Source organism: Glutamicibacter sp. MOO4, from assembly GCF_056934395.1.
This window is the reverse complement of sequence record NZ_CM167800.1, coordinates 805,935-821,731: the sequence shown is the minus strand read 5'-3', so window position 1 is coordinate 821,731 and position 15,797 is coordinate 805,935. Positions and strand designations below refer to the sequence as shown.

17 protein-coding genes are annotated in these 15,797 nt (G+C 55.1%); 8 read left to right on the top strand and 9 right to left on the bottom strand.

What is annotated here, in order from left to right:
• Nucleotides 1–42: 42 nt before the first annotated feature.
• Nucleotides 43–462: an organic hydroperoxide resistance protein gene (locus tag AC1Z3F_RS03785; protein ID WP_131087953.1), complete on the top strand. Its 420-nt coding sequence runs from the start codon at nt 43–45 to the stop codon at nt 460–462.
• Nucleotides 455–877, top strand: coding sequence for a DoxX family protein (locus AC1Z3F_RS03780; RefSeq protein WP_131087952.1), 423 nt, complete (start codon nt 455–457; stop codon nt 875–877). Before AC1Z3F_RS03785 ends, AC1Z3F_RS03780 begins: the two co-directional genes overlap by 8 nt.
• A 101-nt stretch (nt 878–978) precedes the next feature.
• Here the strand turns inward: AC1Z3F_RS03780 and AC1Z3F_RS03775 are convergent, their stop codons facing one another.
• Complete coding sequence (locus AC1Z3F_RS03775; RefSeq protein ID WP_483566580.1) at nt 979–1,593, bottom strand: DUF305 domain-containing protein; 615 nt, start codon at nt 1,591–1,593, stop codon at nt 979–981.
• A gap of 95 nt (nt 1,594–1,688) precedes the next feature.
• The gene (locus AC1Z3F_RS03770) at nt 1,689–2,075 is read right to left on the bottom strand and encodes a DUF6153 family protein (protein WP_483566579.1); all 387 of its coding nucleotides are present in this window, start codon (nt 2,073–2,075) and stop codon (nt 1,689–1,691) included.
• A 318-nt stretch (nt 2,076–2,393) separates the two neighbouring features.
• Between AC1Z3F_RS03770 and AC1Z3F_RS03765 the strand changes: the two genes are divergently transcribed.
• From AC1Z3F_RS03765 to AC1Z3F_RS03750, 4 genes are all read left to right on the top strand, one after another.
• Nucleotides 2,394–3,527, top strand: coding sequence for an LLM class flavin-dependent oxidoreductase (locus AC1Z3F_RS03765; protein ID WP_483566578.1), 1,134 nt, complete (start codon nt 2,394–2,396; stop codon nt 3,525–3,527).
• Nucleotides 3,511–3,969, top strand: coding sequence for a MarR family winged helix-turn-helix transcriptional regulator (locus AC1Z3F_RS03760; protein ID WP_444613207.1), 459 nt, complete (start codon nt 3,511–3,513; stop codon nt 3,967–3,969). Before AC1Z3F_RS03765 ends, AC1Z3F_RS03760 begins: the two co-directional genes overlap by 17 nt.
• Nucleotides 3,970–4,082: 113 nt before the next feature.
• Nucleotides 4,083–4,769, top strand: coding sequence for a hypothetical protein (locus AC1Z3F_RS03755; RefSeq protein ID WP_262197959.1), 687 nt, complete (start codon nt 4,083–4,085; stop codon nt 4,767–4,769).
• 108 nt (nt 4,770–4,877) lie between these two features.
• Nucleotides 4,878–5,471, top strand: a complete 594-nt coding sequence (locus AC1Z3F_RS03750) for a dihydrofolate reductase family protein (RefSeq protein ID WP_262197960.1) — start codon at nt 4,878–4,880, stop codon at nt 5,469–5,471.
• 11 nt (nt 5,472–5,482) lie between these two features.
• On the opposite strand, the gene AC1Z3F_RS03745 is transcribed toward AC1Z3F_RS03750, so the two are convergent.
• Together AC1Z3F_RS03745 and AC1Z3F_RS03740 are read right to left on the bottom strand one after the other, a co-directional pair.
• Nucleotides 5,483–5,959, bottom strand: a complete 477-nt coding sequence (locus tag AC1Z3F_RS03745) for an SRPBCC domain-containing protein (protein WP_262197961.1) — start codon at nt 5,957–5,959, stop codon at nt 5,483–5,485.
• A 67-nt stretch (nt 5,960–6,026) separates the two neighbouring features.
• Nucleotides 6,027–6,560 (bottom strand): GNAT family N-acetyltransferase, encoded by a 534-nt coding sequence (locus tag AC1Z3F_RS03740; RefSeq protein ID WP_131087945.1) that lies wholly within the window; start codon nt 6,558–6,560, stop codon nt 6,027–6,029.
• Between the two features lie 359 nt (nt 6,561–6,919).
• Between AC1Z3F_RS03740 and AC1Z3F_RS03735 the strand changes: the two genes are divergently transcribed.
• Entirely contained in the window at nt 6,920–8,113 is a 1,194-nt protein-coding gene (locus AC1Z3F_RS03735; protein WP_483566577.1) for a D-alanyl-D-alanine carboxypeptidase family protein, read from the top strand.
• A gap of 47 nt (nt 8,114–8,160) precedes the next feature.
• Here AC1Z3F_RS03735 and AC1Z3F_RS03730 read toward each other — a convergent pair whose 3' ends face one another.
• The 5 genes from AC1Z3F_RS03730 to AC1Z3F_RS03710 all read right to left on the bottom strand — a co-directional run bounded on the left by AC1Z3F_RS03730 (nt 8,161) and on the right by AC1Z3F_RS03710 (nt 14,726).
• Nucleotides 8,161–9,027, bottom strand: coding sequence for a carbohydrate kinase family protein (locus AC1Z3F_RS03730; RefSeq protein WP_262197963.1), 867 nt, complete (start codon nt 9,025–9,027; stop codon nt 8,161–8,163).
• A gap of 308 nt (nt 9,028–9,335) precedes the next feature.
• Nucleotides 9,336–10,763, bottom strand: coding sequence for an SH3 domain-containing protein (locus AC1Z3F_RS03725; RefSeq protein WP_262197964.1), 1,428 nt, complete (start codon nt 10,761–10,763; stop codon nt 9,336–9,338).
• A gap of 407 nt (nt 10,764–11,170) precedes the next feature.
• Nucleotides 11,171–12,649, bottom strand: a complete 1,479-nt coding sequence (locus AC1Z3F_RS03720) for an MFS transporter (protein WP_262197965.1) — start codon at nt 12,647–12,649, stop codon at nt 11,171–11,173.
• Nucleotides 12,650–12,846: 197 nt separating this feature from the next.
• Nucleotides 12,847–13,665: an IclR family transcriptional regulator gene (locus AC1Z3F_RS03715; protein ID WP_262197966.1), complete on the bottom strand. Its 819-nt coding sequence runs from the start codon at nt 13,663–13,665 to the stop codon at nt 12,847–12,849.
• Nucleotides 13,665–14,726: a D-2-hydroxyacid dehydrogenase gene (locus AC1Z3F_RS03710; RefSeq protein WP_131087939.1), complete on the bottom strand. Its 1,062-nt coding sequence runs from the start codon at nt 14,724–14,726 to the stop codon at nt 13,665–13,667. Before AC1Z3F_RS03710 ends, AC1Z3F_RS03715 begins: the two co-directional genes overlap by 1 nt.
• A 118-nt stretch (nt 14,727–14,844) precedes the next feature.
• On the opposite strand from AC1Z3F_RS03710, the gene AC1Z3F_RS03705 reads away from it, so the two are divergent.
• Entirely contained in the window at nt 14,845–15,789 is a 945-nt protein-coding gene (locus AC1Z3F_RS03705; protein ID WP_131087938.1) for an NAD(P)-dependent oxidoreductase, read from the top strand.
• Nucleotides 15,790–15,797: the final 8 nt, after the last annotated feature.

The following is a 15,797-nucleotide window of genomic DNA, read 5'->3' as shown; positions in this document are numbered from 1 at the left end:
TACTGCCCACCAGCACGTATTCCCCCTAAGAAAGGCAGAACCATGGAAACCTTGTACACCGCAGAAGCATTGTCCACCGGCCAGGGCCGCGAAGGTCGCGCACAGACCCCGGATGGCCGTCTTGATCTGGTTTTGACTGCCCCTAAGGAATTGGGTGGAACCGGAATTGGCACCAACCCAGAGCAGCTCTTTGCTGCCGGCTACTCGGCTTGCTTCCACTCCGCACTAAACACCGTGGCTCGTGCACGCAAGATCAAGGTTGAGGACTCCAGCGTTGGTGGCCGAGTGAACCTGCACCGCGATGGCGATGCCTACAAGCTGTCGGTAGAGCTGGAAGTTATCATCCCCGGAATGGATCACGACGCTGCTCAGGAACTTGCTGATGCAGCTCACGCCGTGTGCCCATACTCGAACGCCACCCGTGGCAACATCGACGTGACCGTCACCGTTTCTGATGACTAATCAACTCAGCAAGCCAAGGCATACAGCACGTCTGGTGCTCGGCGCATTCCTGACCTACGCGGGCGTTAGCCACCTGAGCTTTGGACGCCAAGAATTCCAGGCGCAAGTTCCACAGAGCCTTCCGTTGGATCCTGACTTAGTGGTTATATTGTCCGGCGTGGCAGAAGTGGGTCTAGGTCTATCGCTACTGACCCTGCTCAAGAAGCGTGTTCACGTCGGTTGGATAGTGGCACTGTTTTTTGTCGCAGTATTCCCCGGCAATATCGCACAGCTACTGGATCACCGCGATGCCTTCGGTTTAGATACCGATGGCAAGCGATTGGCTCGGCTGTTCTTCCAGCCGGCGCTGGTTGCACTGGCACTCTGGGGAACCGGAGCTTGGCGTGACCGCGATCAGTTGCGTTCAAAGAGCTGAATACCTCATAAGTTCAACTAAACGGTGAGTGCCATGCGGCACTCACCGTTTAGTTTTATCTAATGCTCACTGCCTCATAGGGAAGCAGCACAGCGTCGAGATTAGAGTCCGCTCAATAGCTCTTTCATCTCTTGAATTTCACGATTTTGATCTTCAATGATGTTTTTTGAAAGTTTGATCGCTTCAGCATCTGACCCTTGATCCACTTCAGTCTTGGCCATGTCGACCGCGCCTTCGTGATGCGTAATCATCTGCTGCAGAAAGAGCTTTGCAGCGCTAGTTCCTTCGGCCTTTTTCAGGGCCGCAATGTCTTCATCTGAAATCATGCCGTCACCGTGGTTCATTTGACCGTGATCCATGCCTTGAGGCATTTTCCAATCGGCTAGCCAACTGTTCATGAGTTCAATTTCCGGCCCCTGAGCCGACTTGATCTTTTCGGCCAGCTCCCGAACCTCTTGTGGAATATCTTCCTTGCTCAGCAGGTCCTCGGACATGTCCAGAGCTTGTTGATGGTGGGCCTTCATTCCGCTGGCGAAACTCATATCCGCCGAATTGGCGGCACCCGATTCCGTGGCTGGCGCCGAGGAAGCGTGATGTCCGCTGTCGTGAACCGAGGAACTTGGTTCGGCCACCTGCCCGGATTCGGCTGCGCAAGCGGTGAATGCAAACAGGGTGCTTAGCGCCAGGGCGCTGAAATATAGATTTTTGTCCTTCAAGAAAAACTCCTACGTTGGGTGAAAGATGTCGTGTGCCGGCTTAGCCTTGGCACAAAAGAGCGAAACGGCAGGTCAAGATAGCGCCTGCCAATATTTCACGTTCGACAAATCCCCAACGCGGTCAAATCTGGCCTCGTCGCCCATACTCGTGAGGTGGCATTCACTGGTCGATAGATACTCTCCACCACAGCGGAAATACCTAGAACCTTCGGAGGGCGCACAAGTAGCAAAAGCGCCAGCAAGGCGAGAACGCAGCCTACTGCTGCCATGTCATGGTCCCTCGGACAGTCAGCACAACCGTGCGATCTTTCTGGAACACTCTTGGCATCGGCAGAGGCGTGAGACCCATGATGGGCAACTACCTGTTCATGGCTCGTTGCTGGAACTGACTGAGGCTGTGTGGCCGGTGCCAGCAGCACATGCATGGAAAGCAGGCCGATAAAAACTGAACCAACGAGCAACGCCATGCGTACTAAGGTCATCGGAGGAATCCTCCGCTGACCGAGGCGCACAACGCTACTAGATTGATTCATCTTCACTACGATAACCAATCATCACCGGTGTCGCGAAACCCGGCGAGATTGATCACTACTCATGGTCAGCACCCGTCACCGAGCCCCATCCAGCATCGCTGTGCACGATGCCTTGTTTAGCTGGTACCGCTTCTTGCGCCATCGGAACTGACGGCGAGTTTTCTAAGCCTCAGGGAATATTTGACGCTTCAACTTGTTATTACATGCATACGCATATAAATTTGAGGCAAGCGCACATCGCAACAGCCCATAGATTCAGGAGTGGAAATGCAGTTCGGAGTATTCTCAGTCAGCGACATCACCCGCGACCCAACCACCGGCCGTATCCCGACCGAAAAGGAGCGCATCGACGCTTCGGTAGCTATCGCTAAAAAGGTAGAAGAAATTGGTATGGATGTGTACGCCATCGGCGAGCACCACAACCGTCCATTCTTCTCTTCCTCGCCGACAACTACCCTGGCTTACATCGCTGCGCAAACTGAGCGAATTATTCTTTCAACCACCACCACGCTGATCACCACCAATGACCCGGTGAAAATCGCAGAAGACTTTGCCATGCTTCAGCACCTTTCCAATGGTCGTGTGGACTTGGTCTTGGGCCGCGGTAACACCGGACCGGTGTACCCATGGTTTGGCAAAAACATGCAGGACTCAGTGAACCTGACCGTTGAGAACTACAACCTACTGCGCCGACTGTGGGATGAGGATGTGGTGAGCTGGGAAGGGAAGTTCCGTACTCCCCTACAGAACTTCACCTCCACCCCGCGTCCGCTTGATGATGTTGCACCGTTCGTCTGGCACGGCTCAATCCGTACCCCACAGGTAGCTGAAATCGCTGCCTACTATGGTGACGGTTTCTTCGCCAACAACATCTTCTGGCCAAAGGAGCACTACCAGCAGCTGATCAACCTGTACCGTGAGCGTTACGAGCACTACGGTCACGGCAAAGCACATCAGGCAGTGGTTGGTCTTGGCGGCCAGTTCTACATGGCCAAGGACTCGCAGCAGGCGGTGAAAGAATTCCGTCCATACTTCGATAATGCGCCGGTTTATGGCCATGGTCCGTCGTTGGAAGATTTCACCGCACAAACTCCGCTCACCGTTGGTTCCCCACAGCAGGTCATCGAAAAGACCCTGACTTTCCAGGAATACTTTGGCGACTACCAGCGCCAGCTCTACTTGGTGGACCATGCAGGTCTCCCACTGAAGACCGTGCTGAATCAGTTGGACATGTTTGGTGAGTACGTCTTGCCAGAACTGCGCAAAGAAATGGAGTCACGTGCTCCAAACGACCTGACTCCAGCTCCAACCCATGAACGCTTGATTGTAGCTCGCCGGGCTAAAATGGAAGCTGACTTAGCAAATACCAAGGAGCCAGTAGCAAGTGACCGAGACCAGTAAACCGGTAGCCTCGCTCAAGAGCACCACCGATGCTTGGGAGTCACTCTTCCGAGCACAGGTGGCGGTCATGCGTCACATCAATTCGATGCCCGAGTTCGGCAAGCTCTCCATGCGCGAATACGACGTATTGTTCAATTTGCGCAACTGCCCCGAAGGCAAAAGCCGCATGGTTGATCTGAACAAACATCTGCTCATTACCCAACCAAGTTTGAGTCGAATGATCACTCGCTTAGAAGAGCGAGGCCTGGTAGTCCGTGAAGCAGATCCAGATGACCAACGGGCCTCACGGCTCTCGCTGACCGATCAAGGTCTCAAAGTTCAGCAGGAAATCGGCCGTGAGCATGTTAAACATCTTCATGAGCTTTTGGGTTCAGCACTGAGCGAAGAAGAATTTCACGAATTAGAACGGTTGAGCACGAAGTTGCACCGCGCCATTGACTAGTTCATCATTACAGACCCGGTAGGTCAGGCTCGCGCCCCGCCTACCGGGTTTTCTGGCACCATTGAACTAGGCAACAAAATAGTCGGACCTAGACCAGCACCGAAGGAAGATCATTGTTAGAAGATGAGCAGCTACTTTCGTTAGACGTAGCAGCTAGCCAGCTTGGCGTTCCTACCAAGGATCTAAGAACTTACCTTCAAAAGCAGCGCCCCAAGGGCGGTGTCCAAATCCCGAATAAGCCCGGCGGCAACTGGCACCTGCAACCCGCGTTGCTCACCCAGCTCGGATTCGCTGGCGCCCCGGGACTAAACGCACCGTTGGTACCTATCAGCGACGAAACCCTAGATTCGCTGGACTGGTCCGAGTGGATCCCCTTTGCTCAGGCAGCCAACGAAGCACCGGCGCTTCCTGGTGTTTACATGTTTCGCCAGCAAGGCAGCGACTCAAATCCACCGCTGTATATCGGAGCTGCCGGCGAACGAAACGGCAAGGGTGTGCGCGGTCGGTTAAGAATCTATTCTTCCGGCAAGGGCGCAACCTCCGGTCTAGGCAAACATGCCATGGATCGGGCACTGGCAGATCCCGCCTGGGTGAAAGAACTACTCCAACAGGCCGAAGCTGGAACCGCAGACAAAGTTGAGTCTGTAGCAAGGCGCGCCATTGACCGCCTGGACGGTGAGATCAGATGGGTGACTTGTGTGCACCGCAAGGCCGCCGTAGTTTTGGAATCTGCACTACTAAAGAAGCACGCCGCCACGGTGTGGAATGTTGTTGGTGTTCCTAAGGACGCTGATTCCTAAGCTTCGACGCGTTCCGTGCGTGATTTGCTTGCATCTACTCTCTGACCGGTTCACTGTAGGAGTACCAATACTCAAAGCGTTTCTCCGATGATGAATTGAGGTCTAGTGATGGGGCTAGTTACTTGCGATGTTACGGTTTCCTCTGATGGTTTCTGCGCCGGACCGAATCAATGCTTAGAAACTCCGCTAGGCGAAGGCGGAGAGAAACTGCATCGGTGGCAACTTGAGCGCACCGAGGAAAATACCGCCGAGATAGCGGCCATTACCGAAGCCTCAGCGTTCATCATGGGCCTGAATATGTTTGGCCCACCAGAACAAGCCCTTGAGTCCGGCTGGAGCGGTTGGTGGGGCGATAATCCTCCGTACCACGCACCGGTTTTTGTACTAAGCCACCACCCTCGACCCACACTTCGCCTTGATGGTGGCACAAGTTTTCAGTTTGTCACCCGCGGAATTCAGGAGGCGCTCTCCGAAGCCAAGGAAGCTGCCGGCGAAGGGCAGGTAGCCATCGCTGGCGGCGCCAACACGATCGTGCAGTTCTTGAACGAGGGACTCATTGATGAACTGCGCCTACATATCGCGCCGATTCAGCTGGGCAAGGGCGAAGCGATCACCGTAGAAACAATCGAGTCGCATATGGACCGTTACTCACGACGAGAAACTTCGCTAGCCACCCACTTGTACTACCGACGTCGCCGCTAGATTCGTCGAGATTACTTGTAGAAGCCCTCACGCAGGTTGATGCCGTACTCCAGCCAAGCTTTCATCGCGGCCATCATCCCGGTCCATCCCATGCAATTGCCAAAGGCCGCTTTGGCGCCATCAGTGGTGGCTTGCCACGAGGTTTCGGTGATATCGACTTTAGTTCGTGTGTCATTATCAACGGAAGTGAAATCGAAGGTCACGGTGTTCATCGCGTTATCTGAGGTGGTGTGCTCAGCGCCCCATTGAATCACGATTTTCTTTGGGGACTGCGCCTCAATGACTTTGACCGGGAAAGCGCCAGGGAAATCATGAAAATCCCAGGTGAGCGTTTCCCCGGTTTCAGCACGGCCCTTAGCCCCACCAGTGGTGAAGTAGCTAGAGAGTTTTTCGGGATCAGCAACGGCTTCGTAAACCTCGGAAATCTCTTTGGAGATAAATCCTGAGACGGTGAAGGACAGTTGCTCTAAATCTTGATCTGATGCCATGTTTCATGTCTACGCGTAGCGGTAGGCTCAGGCAACACTTCGCTACTTTTTTACCGAGAATTCTGAGTCAAACACCGAAGGGCTTGGCATACTGGTAATGACCGGTGGGCAGCTTCCGCTCATCAAAGACCCGGACCATAAAATGATCGCCCCAGGTGCTGTCGCTCGGGTTGATTCCTCGCGCGAGTGCCGGCTCATATCCAAATCGGCGGTAATAGCCCGGAGCACCCAAGAGGACGATTCCACCAAGAGCTTCTGCTTCGGCCTGATCATGGATGCTCTGCATCAAGATCGATCCGACGCCGCGGTGCTGGTATTCCGGGGCTACCGCTAGTGGGCCTAACCCGAGAGTCGGTACGCCAGCGATGTTCCCCCACGTGGCAATCACGTGGCCAATGACAGCGGTGCCATCCAAAGCGACCAACGAGAACCTGGAGTCATACTCGTCGCAGTCGAACAGTTCTTGCAAAAGTGAGACCTCTTCAGGTTCCACCATCGGGTCTATTCCGGCGAAGGCTGCATGCGTAACTGCATACACCGCAGCACGGTCATCAAAGACTTCTGGACGGATATGCATGATCGCAAACTTATCAAAACTCACCGAGCAAGAAAAATTCTCCTCTCAGATTGATCAACCCGTTCGGGGCGTCAGGTCCGATCAATATGCTCGCCGACCACCTCATTCAAAAGCGTTTGTGCATGCCAGCTCATAACTACCGGTATCGCTTCCACCGCTGGCTGAACACATCGTAATAATTGAACTCGCAGCCGCCGGCACAAGATGACGTATCCACCTGTCTCTGACCGGGACATTCACCTTTTGACACCAATGAAGACTGGCTTCGATAAACCGCAGGCAAGTAGAACATTCATCTTCAACCAATTGCAGAAACCTTGAATCGGAGGGCGATTAGTGATGAAATGAGCAGCACATCACTCGAGATCCGAATGGACACACGCATGAAATCGCCACGCATGCTTAGACTTTCTCTGGCCACGACGCTAAGTGTTGCGTTAATGGCAACATTGATGCCGTTAGCTCCAGCCTCTGCCACTTCGAGCATTGCTGCGCCGAGCGAAATCAGCACCCAAGCACTCTCGGTAGACTCGGCGGTACACATAGCTGCACGCAAGATCCAGCGTGATCCGAGCCGGACCGACGTATTTGTGAACAAGAGCTACCCGTTGAGCCCCAAAAAATACGCACCTAAGACAGTTGCAGTACCAGGCACTAACGTTCGCCTGAAATCTTCGGCATCATCTGCTTACACCACGATGGTCAAGGCAGCAGCCAAAGACGGAGTCAAGATTCGTGCGGTCAGCGGCTACCGTTCCTACGCCCGTCAGGCGGAGCTCTACAACTACTACACACGAATCTACGGTCAGAGCTACGCATCTAAGATTTCGGCCGTCCCCGGAACCAGCGAGCATCAAACGGGCCTGGCCATCGATGTTGGAAACAACAACAGCGCTTGCGGCCTGCAAGCCTGCTTTGCCGATACTCCTGTTGGCCGTTGGGTTGCAAAGAATGCACATAAGTACGGCTTCATCCTTCGTTATCCGAAGGGCCAAGAATCGATCACGGGATACTCGTACGAGCCATGGCACTTCCGCTACTTGGGAACGTCACTGGCCAAGAGCTACAAGAACTCAGGCGCGAAAACTCTTGACGCCTACTACGGTGTTGCCGGAAGCAAGTCCACCACTCCTCCTTCCAAGAGCGCCAAGGGAACGGCAAAAACAAGCGCAAATTTGAATATGCGTAGCGGCGCTGGCACCGGCAACCGAATTTTGCTGACCATTCCTAACGGCAAAACCGTCAAGCTCACCGGTTCCAAGAATTCGGGTTGGTACCAGGTTCAGTACAGTTCAAAGACCGGTTGGGTTTCTGGCAAGTACCTAAAGAACATCTCCATGCCATCGAATACGTCCAAGGACACTCCAAAAAAGGATGACTCCAAGACCATCAAGGCAAAGTCGGCTAAGACGACTGAAAACCTGAACATGCGATCCGGTAACGGAACCAACCACCGAATCATCTTGACAATCCCCAAGGGTAAAAAGGTGAGCGTCACCGGTTCCAAAAAATCGGGGTGGTACCCAGTGAAGTACGCCGGTAAAAACGGTTGGGCCTCTGGCAAGTACTTGCGTTAAATCATCACAATAAAATGCCGCAGCCCTTGGACATAGTCAGCTAACTGCTAATCAATCGGCTGCCAGAGCTCGGCGAGCACCGGATGCAAGTGCCTGGTTTTTAGAGCTTCTGTAGCTTGGTGCGCGGCCGCGCTTAACGCTTCCTGGACGTCGTTACCGTTCAGAGTTGCAGCGAGGAACCCTGCCATGAACGCATCGCCTGCACCGTTGGTGTCAACTATTGTTGCCGGTGCGGCTGCAACCTGGTGCCGGGTGCCGTCAGCTTCCAAGGCGATCGCACCTTTGGCACCCAAGGTGCACACCGCCAGCTGCGGGCCACGTTCAAGACAGGACTTCATGAGCGTCCAGGGATCATCAGTTCCGTCGTCATTCATGAAGACTGTGCTGGCCCGGCTCAGAAATGGTTCGTGGAAGGTCGAGGACCCGTCATAGTCATGTAGATCCATCCACAGTGGCGGGTGCTCAACAGGTAACAAATCCAAGAGGTGCTGGCCCACGACGCTGAGGTCGATGACCGCAACACGTGCGCCCATTACTGCCTCACAAAGGGCTGCTACCGACGCGGCTGTTGGTGCAGAGACCGTAGAGACATAGACGGAAACTCGGCTTCCACCAGCCATGAGGTTAACGTGCCGTTCGGTGTCCTTGCTTGGGATGACCTGAACGTGGACTCCGGCGGTTTCGAGCAGGATTTTTACCCGAGTGCCATCTGTGTCCTCATCCAAACTGGTCCATAGCTCAACATCCGCTGCCAGCCCGGCCAGATGCAGTGCTTTACCCGCGCTTGTTCCGCCTACCGTGTGCCAGGCTGACTGTGCGAACTGCGTGTGAGGTACCGGTTCTGGTAGGTGATCCATCTTGATCAGATGATTCCATGTGGCCGGACCGGCAATGACAATGCGGGATGAGGCCATCAATGGTTCTCCTGAGATATCTGAAACGTCTGCGGGGCGGAGCCCAAGGTTCGGTGAAGCACATATCAAATGCGGGGTCAGGTCCTTCCCCGCAGACAGCGTTCACAACACGCCCAACCTATAACACGCTGTAGCCAGGCGCCAGAGTCTTGGAGCTGAAGGGCGAAAGCTCTGTCAGGTTTCATTGGCCCGCTGCCCTTCACGCCCCGGCTGCGGTGCGACGAGCCAGCACTCCGGCTGCCGAGGCCTATTAAAGCAGTAGACGCTTGAACACAATATTCAAGCGTCTACTGCTTTGTGCGTTGCTTTTAGCCGTTCAGCATGCGGTAGTTTAGTGCCCCACCGGTTGCAGAATCACCAAAGGTCTCCACATGGATATGGTTCATGTGTCGGGTGTTGTCAGTCCAGTTGTTTGTGAACTGAGTGCCGTACTTACCTGAAGTAGAGTATGGCTCCCATCCCTTGCTCTCACCCAACCAGATCTTGTCCTGCCAAATCAGGTAGCTGATGCCCAGCTGCTGACGGTTATCCAGAAGGAACTGAGCGATGCGGTCACCGGCCTGAACGCCTGAGGCGCTCTGGTAATTGCGGATCATCACGTCTACTGCTCGTCCTGAGCTATGGCCTACAGAGCCTGAACGCAGAGTGCCCAGTGAGGTGAAATCGCCGGCGAATAGTCTGCTGACAGTGTTCATGACCAGTCGGGTATCGCTGCGCACCCCGCTGGTTGACGAGCCAGTTGCCGAAGTGCTCAGGTAGCTAGAGGCGACATAGCCAACACCAACACTGCCGGAAACCTTTGACCAGCCGGCCTCGGCACTGAGTACCTGAACCTTGGAACTAGCCGGAACAACTCCCTTGATCTGGTAGTTAGTTCCCGGACCGGAACGAAGGTTCACGCTGGAAGTGGCGTAGGCAGTCTTGGTAGGAGTCTGCTCTGGTTTAGGCGCTGGTTGTGGCTTCTGCGGCGTAGCGGCATTGCCGAGGTACGACTTGCTGACCCAGCCTGTTCCCTTGGAAGTTGAAACCTGAGCCCAGTTGCCCGAGGAGCGATAGACCTTGACCTTTTCGCCCTTGGGGATCACACCCCGTGAACGGTAGCTGAGTCCAGCACCGGTACGCAGATTCAGGTTAGCTGTGGTGTAACGAGAAGTGCTCGTTGTTTCCGGGGTGGACTTCTCTGGGGTCGAGGAACCGCCCGAGGACTTGAGGTAGCTGGCCTTGGACCAGCCGGTGCCCTTGGAAGAAGAAACCTTGGCCCAGCCACCTGAAGTTTTCAGGACGGTGACACGCTCACCCTTAGGGATCACACCCAGCGAGCGATAGTTGGTTCCACCGCCACTGCGAAGGTTCAGATTGGCAATGGTGTAGCGCACGGCGCCACCGTTGTTTTGCGACGCGGAGACGGTGGCTAGGTAGGAGTTGGAAGACCAACCGGTCTTGCCAGCGTATCGAACCTTGCTCCATGATCCGCTGGTGCCCAAAATGGTGAGTTTGGTTCCCTTGGGAATGACCGCCAAGGTGGCCGAAGATGTGCTGCCCTTGGCACGCAAGCGCAGATTCGCCGTGGTGCGCTTGGTGACTGTGGACTTTGCAGCTGCGACGTTGAGCTTAGTCGAAGGCAATGATTTGGGAACTTCAGGGGTGGCTGCGGTTGCAACCGCTGCCTGTGCACCTGTTCCGATGGTCATGGTTACGGCCAGCGCTAAGGCGGCACTACGTCCAGGAATCCTCATAGGGTCCTTCTGTTTGTGGCTCAGTGCAGTCGCTTGCCACCTGATGTGCGTGGTCTAGCGCTACCCGAACTAATGATGCGAGTTGACTTTAGTTTTGGCCTCAGCCACGAGACTGCGCCGGTGCCGCGCCCTATTATGGACTGCGCCCAGTGTAACTTTGCCACATCGCGGCGCTCTGCGCACCTAAATTCAGCCATCTCAGCGCCAAAACTTACGCCGAGTAACAAGTTTTTCGTCATTTTACTACTTCTGGGTAGTCCAGACCACTAAACCAGTCCCCCAGTAGCAGGGTTCACAAAATTAGTGTTTTGCCCAGAACAAAGCGAACCTCCAAGCAACCGAGTTGCTTGGAGGTTCGCGTTTTGAGTTTTGGTTATCTACCCACGGTCATTTGTGGCCGTTGGGATCTACCGTTCGTCCATCGAGACCGGCTCCCGGTCTACGGTGAAGGAGGTGCGAGCAGAAACTGCCGAGGCACCCATACCTTGACTGCCGGAGAGCCAGACATCGTCGCCTGCTTCTACCGAGGAAATCTTGACTGCATCGTCGGTGCGGGTCAAATCTCGACGCAGGGTTTCAGGAACCAAGAAGGTCGAAGCTACGGTGATGGCCGAAAGCACTGCCATATACAGTCCCAAGACCAACCAGCTGCCATCGGTGATGGCAATCAGGTAGGCACCGAGCACACCGGCCAAACCACCGGCGAGCACTGCAGAGATTTCGCGGGCCATAGCCACACCCAAGTAACGGTGACGACTGCCAAAGAGTTCAGGAAGCATGGCGCACTGTGGGCCAAGCATCGTGGCAACACCAATGCCGATGCCCACTGCGATCACGGCAATGGCCAAGGCGTGGCTGCCCAGGGTCAAGGCCCACCATGCTGGCAGTGAGTACACCAGCATGAAGACCGCGCCGGCACGATAAATGATTCGACGTCCGAAACGATCAGAGAGTGCTCCGGCAAACGGTACCGAGAAGACACCGATCAGCGAACCAATAGTCACACCCCAGGTAAGCAAGCCCTTGTCGGCTTCTGGACCCACAACGGTGACAAAGAAGCTCAGTGCCAGGCCCTGGAACATGTAGGAGCCACCGTTTTCCGCCATGCGCAGACCGATACCTACCAGCACGCCGGGGAAACCGTTGCGGAAGAGTTCACGCAGTGGGTGCTCTGAAACCTGCTCGCGCTTTTCCATCTCAACAAAGGTTGGGGTTTCTTCCAGCTTTGAACGGATAAGCACGGCCAGGATGATCAGCAAGAATGATGCTAGGAAAGGTACACGCCAGCCCCAGGTCATCAATGCTTCTTCGGGAAGCATGGTCAGCAGCGAGAACACCACTGCGGCCAGCAGAGTTCCGGCCTGAATGCCGATAAATGGCAAGGCCGAGAAGAAACCGCGTCGCGCAGTTGGCGAGTACTCTGCCATCAGCACGGTAGCGCCAGCTTGTTCGGCGCCTGCGCCGAAGCCCTGCAAGAGGCGCAGGAGCACCAGCAGAATTGGGGACCAGATGCCGGCCATCTGATAGGTCGGCAATACACCGATCAGGGTTGATGCGCCGCCCATCAGCATGATGGTGATGATCAGGACAATCTTTCGCCCCAGCCGGTCACCGAGCATTCCGAAGAACAGGCCGCCAAAAGGCCGAGCAATAAATCCAACACCAAAGGTGGCGAATGCTGCCACCGTGGCCATGGCCGGATCGCCTTGCGGGAAGAAGAGCACATTGAAAATCAGCGCCGTGGCCAAGCCGTACAGAGCGAAGTCGAAATACTCCAGTGCACTACCAATACTCGAGGCCAAGGTGGCCCGTTGCAGGTTTTTAGCGTAGTTCGCATCAAGTGCTGAACCGCCGGAGCCGGTGGCTCCCGTTGGCGTTGAATTCATGGTGGTCTCCTTTGACGAGTGAAGCACATCACTTCTACCTGAATTGAAGATACCAGCATAGCGAACGCTGTACAACATATTGGACACATTATTTTTGGTTGATATTTCTTGGAAAACAAAAGCGCCACCTCGCACGCCCTTCACAAGGGGAAACGAGGTGACGCTCTAAAACACTATTTAGTTTTCGCTAGAGACAATTAGTCTCGTGCGGCGCGGGCTCTCCAAGGATTTTCAAGACGCGCAGCCACTTCGCGTAGTGCAGTACCTACAGCAGCCACACGTAACGGGTCAGCCTGATCCATCGGAATAGCAGTTCCAAGAGCCAATGGCGGATCACCTGGCGACCAGGCAGCCAACGGTACGGCTACGCCGGTAACGCCACTGGTTGAATGCCCTTCATCCACCGCAAATCCACGCTCACGCGCCAGCGTCAAACGTTGACGAAGTTCCTTCGGCGTCACTTCCAGACCATCAATCCCACTGCGCAATGGCAGATTCTGGTCGATATGTTCGGTCAGCTGATCTTCGGTGAGCGACATTAGCAGCGCATTACCCGCCGCACTAAAGACGGCCGGTAGCCGCGAACCCAGAGGAGCACCAAAGCGGTAAGGCATACGCCCCTCATGACGAGCCAAGTACAGCGCGTCCGCGCCATCAAGCATGGCAATCTGCACCAGCTCACCACGCAGGGTGGGTGAGGATGAGATGAGCCCGAAGAATTCGCGCACCTGATTGAACTGCAGCGAGTACGCTCCGCCAAGTTCGGCATTGCGTCGACCCAGTCCAAATCCGTCACTGGTGCGCCGTATCATTTCGCCGTCTTCCAATGCTTGGCAAAGGTTGGCGCAGGAGGATTTGGCAATGCCCAAGGTTCGTGCGAGCTCACTAAGTGAGAGCGCACGACCATCGGCTTCAGCAAGCAGACCTAGAATTCCCAAGGCTCGGGTCACCGCCGGCGCAGGGTCTCTATTACCCCGTTCGCCGGTGCCTTCAGTAACCTCAATTTCGCTTGTCATTAGTAGAATTCTACGGTGTCGACCTTGTTGCGCAAGTCCTGACCATCCAGGAAGCACGTTGCATTATGAGCGAAGAGACGAGCGATTCGCGTAGTCTCTTGGCTGCTCAGCGCAGCTGTATGCGGACTGATCAAAACATTCGGGTGATCCCACAAAACGCTGTTCGGATCCAACGGTTCCTGAGCCACCACATCAAGGGCAGCAAATCCGATTCGACCGGCCTGCAATGCAGGGATGAGCGCAGATTCATCAACCACAGTTCCACGTCCCACGTTCACAAAGATGGTTCCTTCGCGGACCGCTTCAAAGACGTCAGCACCCAGCAGTCCTTCGGTACTCTTGGTGCCTGGAAGCGTGGCGACAATGGCATCTACCTGACCAGCCACTTCGGCCAGCTTGGAAGGATCAATCAGTCGATCTACACCCGTAACCGGTTGGCCGCTACGCGAGGTTCCCCAAACGGTAGATCCGCAGGCCTTAAAGCGTTCCGCTACTGCGGTACCAATGCCGCCGAGGCCAACAACAAGAATGGTCATCTCATCTAGATGGCGCATACCCCAGCGTTCCGAGGGCCAAAACTTATTGGCTTGGTCAGCTTCAAGCTTGCGCAGATTCTTTGCACCGGCCAGAACACCAAAGAGGGCAAATTCCGCCAGAGTTGAACCGTGGACTCCGGCACTGGTGGAGAAGGCGACGCGCTCCAGTTCTTCCGTGGTCAGCCCTGCGGCTTTAACTTGCGCGCCACCACCGGCAGCAGTGGTGTGCACCCAGCGAAGTTCCGAGTTTTCGCCCACGGTCTTCTTCAGAAGTCCTGGGTTTACGTCCGGAATTCCAAAGAGTGCCTGTGATGAAGTGATGATCTCTTGATAGCGTTCAGCTTGTTCGGCCGTGCGCGTGAACTGCGGATCACCCTCCCAGTCACCTTGCCAGCGCTGGGGCCGGTAAAGCCCCGGTTCATAAATGAAATCCAAGCGGGGTTCGAGTTCTTGCATGAGTTCAATATCTGCTGCGGGTACATCTACGGCGATTCCCACGCGCAGGCGTTGTGTTGTAGGCGTCATTGCTCTGTTTTCCTTCCGTCTGGTGACAGCATAGCGTCTTGGACAGTATATTGAACAGAGTTCTCTATATTGACCACCCTTTTTTACGTCGTTCCACTTCACAACAAAGGAGTTGCTGATGAATTCACCAGTACAAAAGAACACACCTCTTGTAGGCGTGATCGGTCTTGGAGCCATGGGACGTCCTATGGCCAGACTGCTAGCCGAGGGCCACGGAGTGGTTACCGTGACTTCCAGCCGACCGGAAGACCAGGTGCTCACCGACCTACGATCAGAGTTGGAAGACGGCACAAACCCAGAAAACATTCGGTGGGCATCCAATGCGGCACAACTAGCGGCCGAATGCGATGAAGTTCTACTTATGCTTCCGGACCTTCCACAGATCAGCGAAACCCTGGAAGGCCCCCAAGGACTCTTGGCCGGGCTGGAACAGCGATCCGAAACAGCCCCACCACTACTGCTTCTTATTGGCTCCACGTGCTCGGCCCCCGGGGTACGCAAACTAGCTGAAGACCTCACCGCACGTTTCGGCGAGCGCATTTACGTCGTCGACGCACCGGTCTCAGGCGGTGAGGATGGTGCCAAAGCAGGCACGCTTTCCATCATGCTTGGCGGATCACAAGCTCTTTGTGAACGAGCATCTGAGGCATTGGCACCTTGTGGCACGTCGGTGCGTCTAGGCGAACTCGGGTCCGGTCAGGTTGCTAAGGCGTGTAATCAATTGGTTGTCAGCGCCACCATCTTTGCCTTGGGTGAAGCGTCGGTGTTGGCTGAGCGTTCCGGGCTAGATCTGGAAGCCATGTGGGACCTATTGGGTCACGGGTACGCGTCGTCGCGCCTACTTGATAGCCGTAAAGATCGGCTGGTCTCAGGTGATGATTCACCTTCTGGTGCTATCAAGTACATGCGTAAAGATCTTCACGGTGCCAACGAGATCGCCGAAGCCACCGAGACCAATGTGGTGTTACTGCCCCAGCTACGTGCGGCCATTGAGGAAGTCATTGATGCGGGCCTTGGCGACCGAGACATCTCCGTCACCAAGCGTTTTGTCGCTGAGCGGTAAGCTGCTGA

Coding starts and splice junctions, on each gene's coding strand:
- AC1Z3F_RS03705 (WP_131087938.1), top strand. CDS start 14,845: ATGAATTCACCAGTACAAAAGAACACACCTCTTGTAGGCGTGATCGGT.
- AC1Z3F_RS03785 (WP_131087953.1), top strand. CDS start 43: ATGGAAACCTTGTACACCGCAGAAGCATTGTCCACCGGCCAGGGCCGC.
- AC1Z3F_RS03780 (WP_131087952.1), top strand. CDS start 455: ATGACTAATCAACTCAGCAAGCCAAGGCATACAGCACGTCTGGTGCTC.
- AC1Z3F_RS03745 (WP_262197961.1), bottom strand. CDS start 5,959: ATGGCATCAGATCAAGATTTAGAGCAACTGTCCTTCACCGTCTCAGGA.
- AC1Z3F_RS03715 (WP_262197966.1), bottom strand. CDS start 13,665: ATGACAAGCGAAATTGAGGTTACTGAAGGCACCGGCGAACGGGGTAAT.
- AC1Z3F_RS03725 (WP_262197964.1), bottom strand. CDS start 10,763: ATGAGGATTCCTGGACGTAGTGCCGCCTTAGCGCTGGCCGTAACCATG.
- AC1Z3F_RS03750 (WP_262197960.1), top strand. CDS start 4,878: ATGGGGCTAGTTACTTGCGATGTTACGGTTTCCTCTGATGGTTTCTGC.
- AC1Z3F_RS03720 (WP_262197965.1), bottom strand. CDS start 12,649: ATGAATTCAACGCCAACGGGAGCCACCGGCTCCGGCGGTTCAGCACTT.
- AC1Z3F_RS03765 (WP_483566578.1), top strand. CDS start 2,394: ATGCAGTTCGGAGTATTCTCAGTCAGCGACATCACCCGCGACCCAACC.
- AC1Z3F_RS03735 (WP_483566577.1), top strand. CDS start 6,920: ATGAAATCGCCACGCATGCTTAGACTTTCTCTGGCCACGACGCTAAGT.
- AC1Z3F_RS03710 (WP_131087939.1), bottom strand. CDS start 14,726: ATGACGCCTACAACACAACGCCTGCGCGTGGGAATCGCCGTAGATGTA.
- AC1Z3F_RS03770 (WP_483566579.1), bottom strand. CDS start 2,075: ATGACCTTAGTACGCATGGCGTTGCTCGTTGGTTCAGTTTTTATCGGC.
- AC1Z3F_RS03730 (WP_262197963.1), bottom strand. CDS start 9,027: ATGGCCTCATCCCGCATTGTCATTGCCGGTCCGGCCACATGGAATCAT.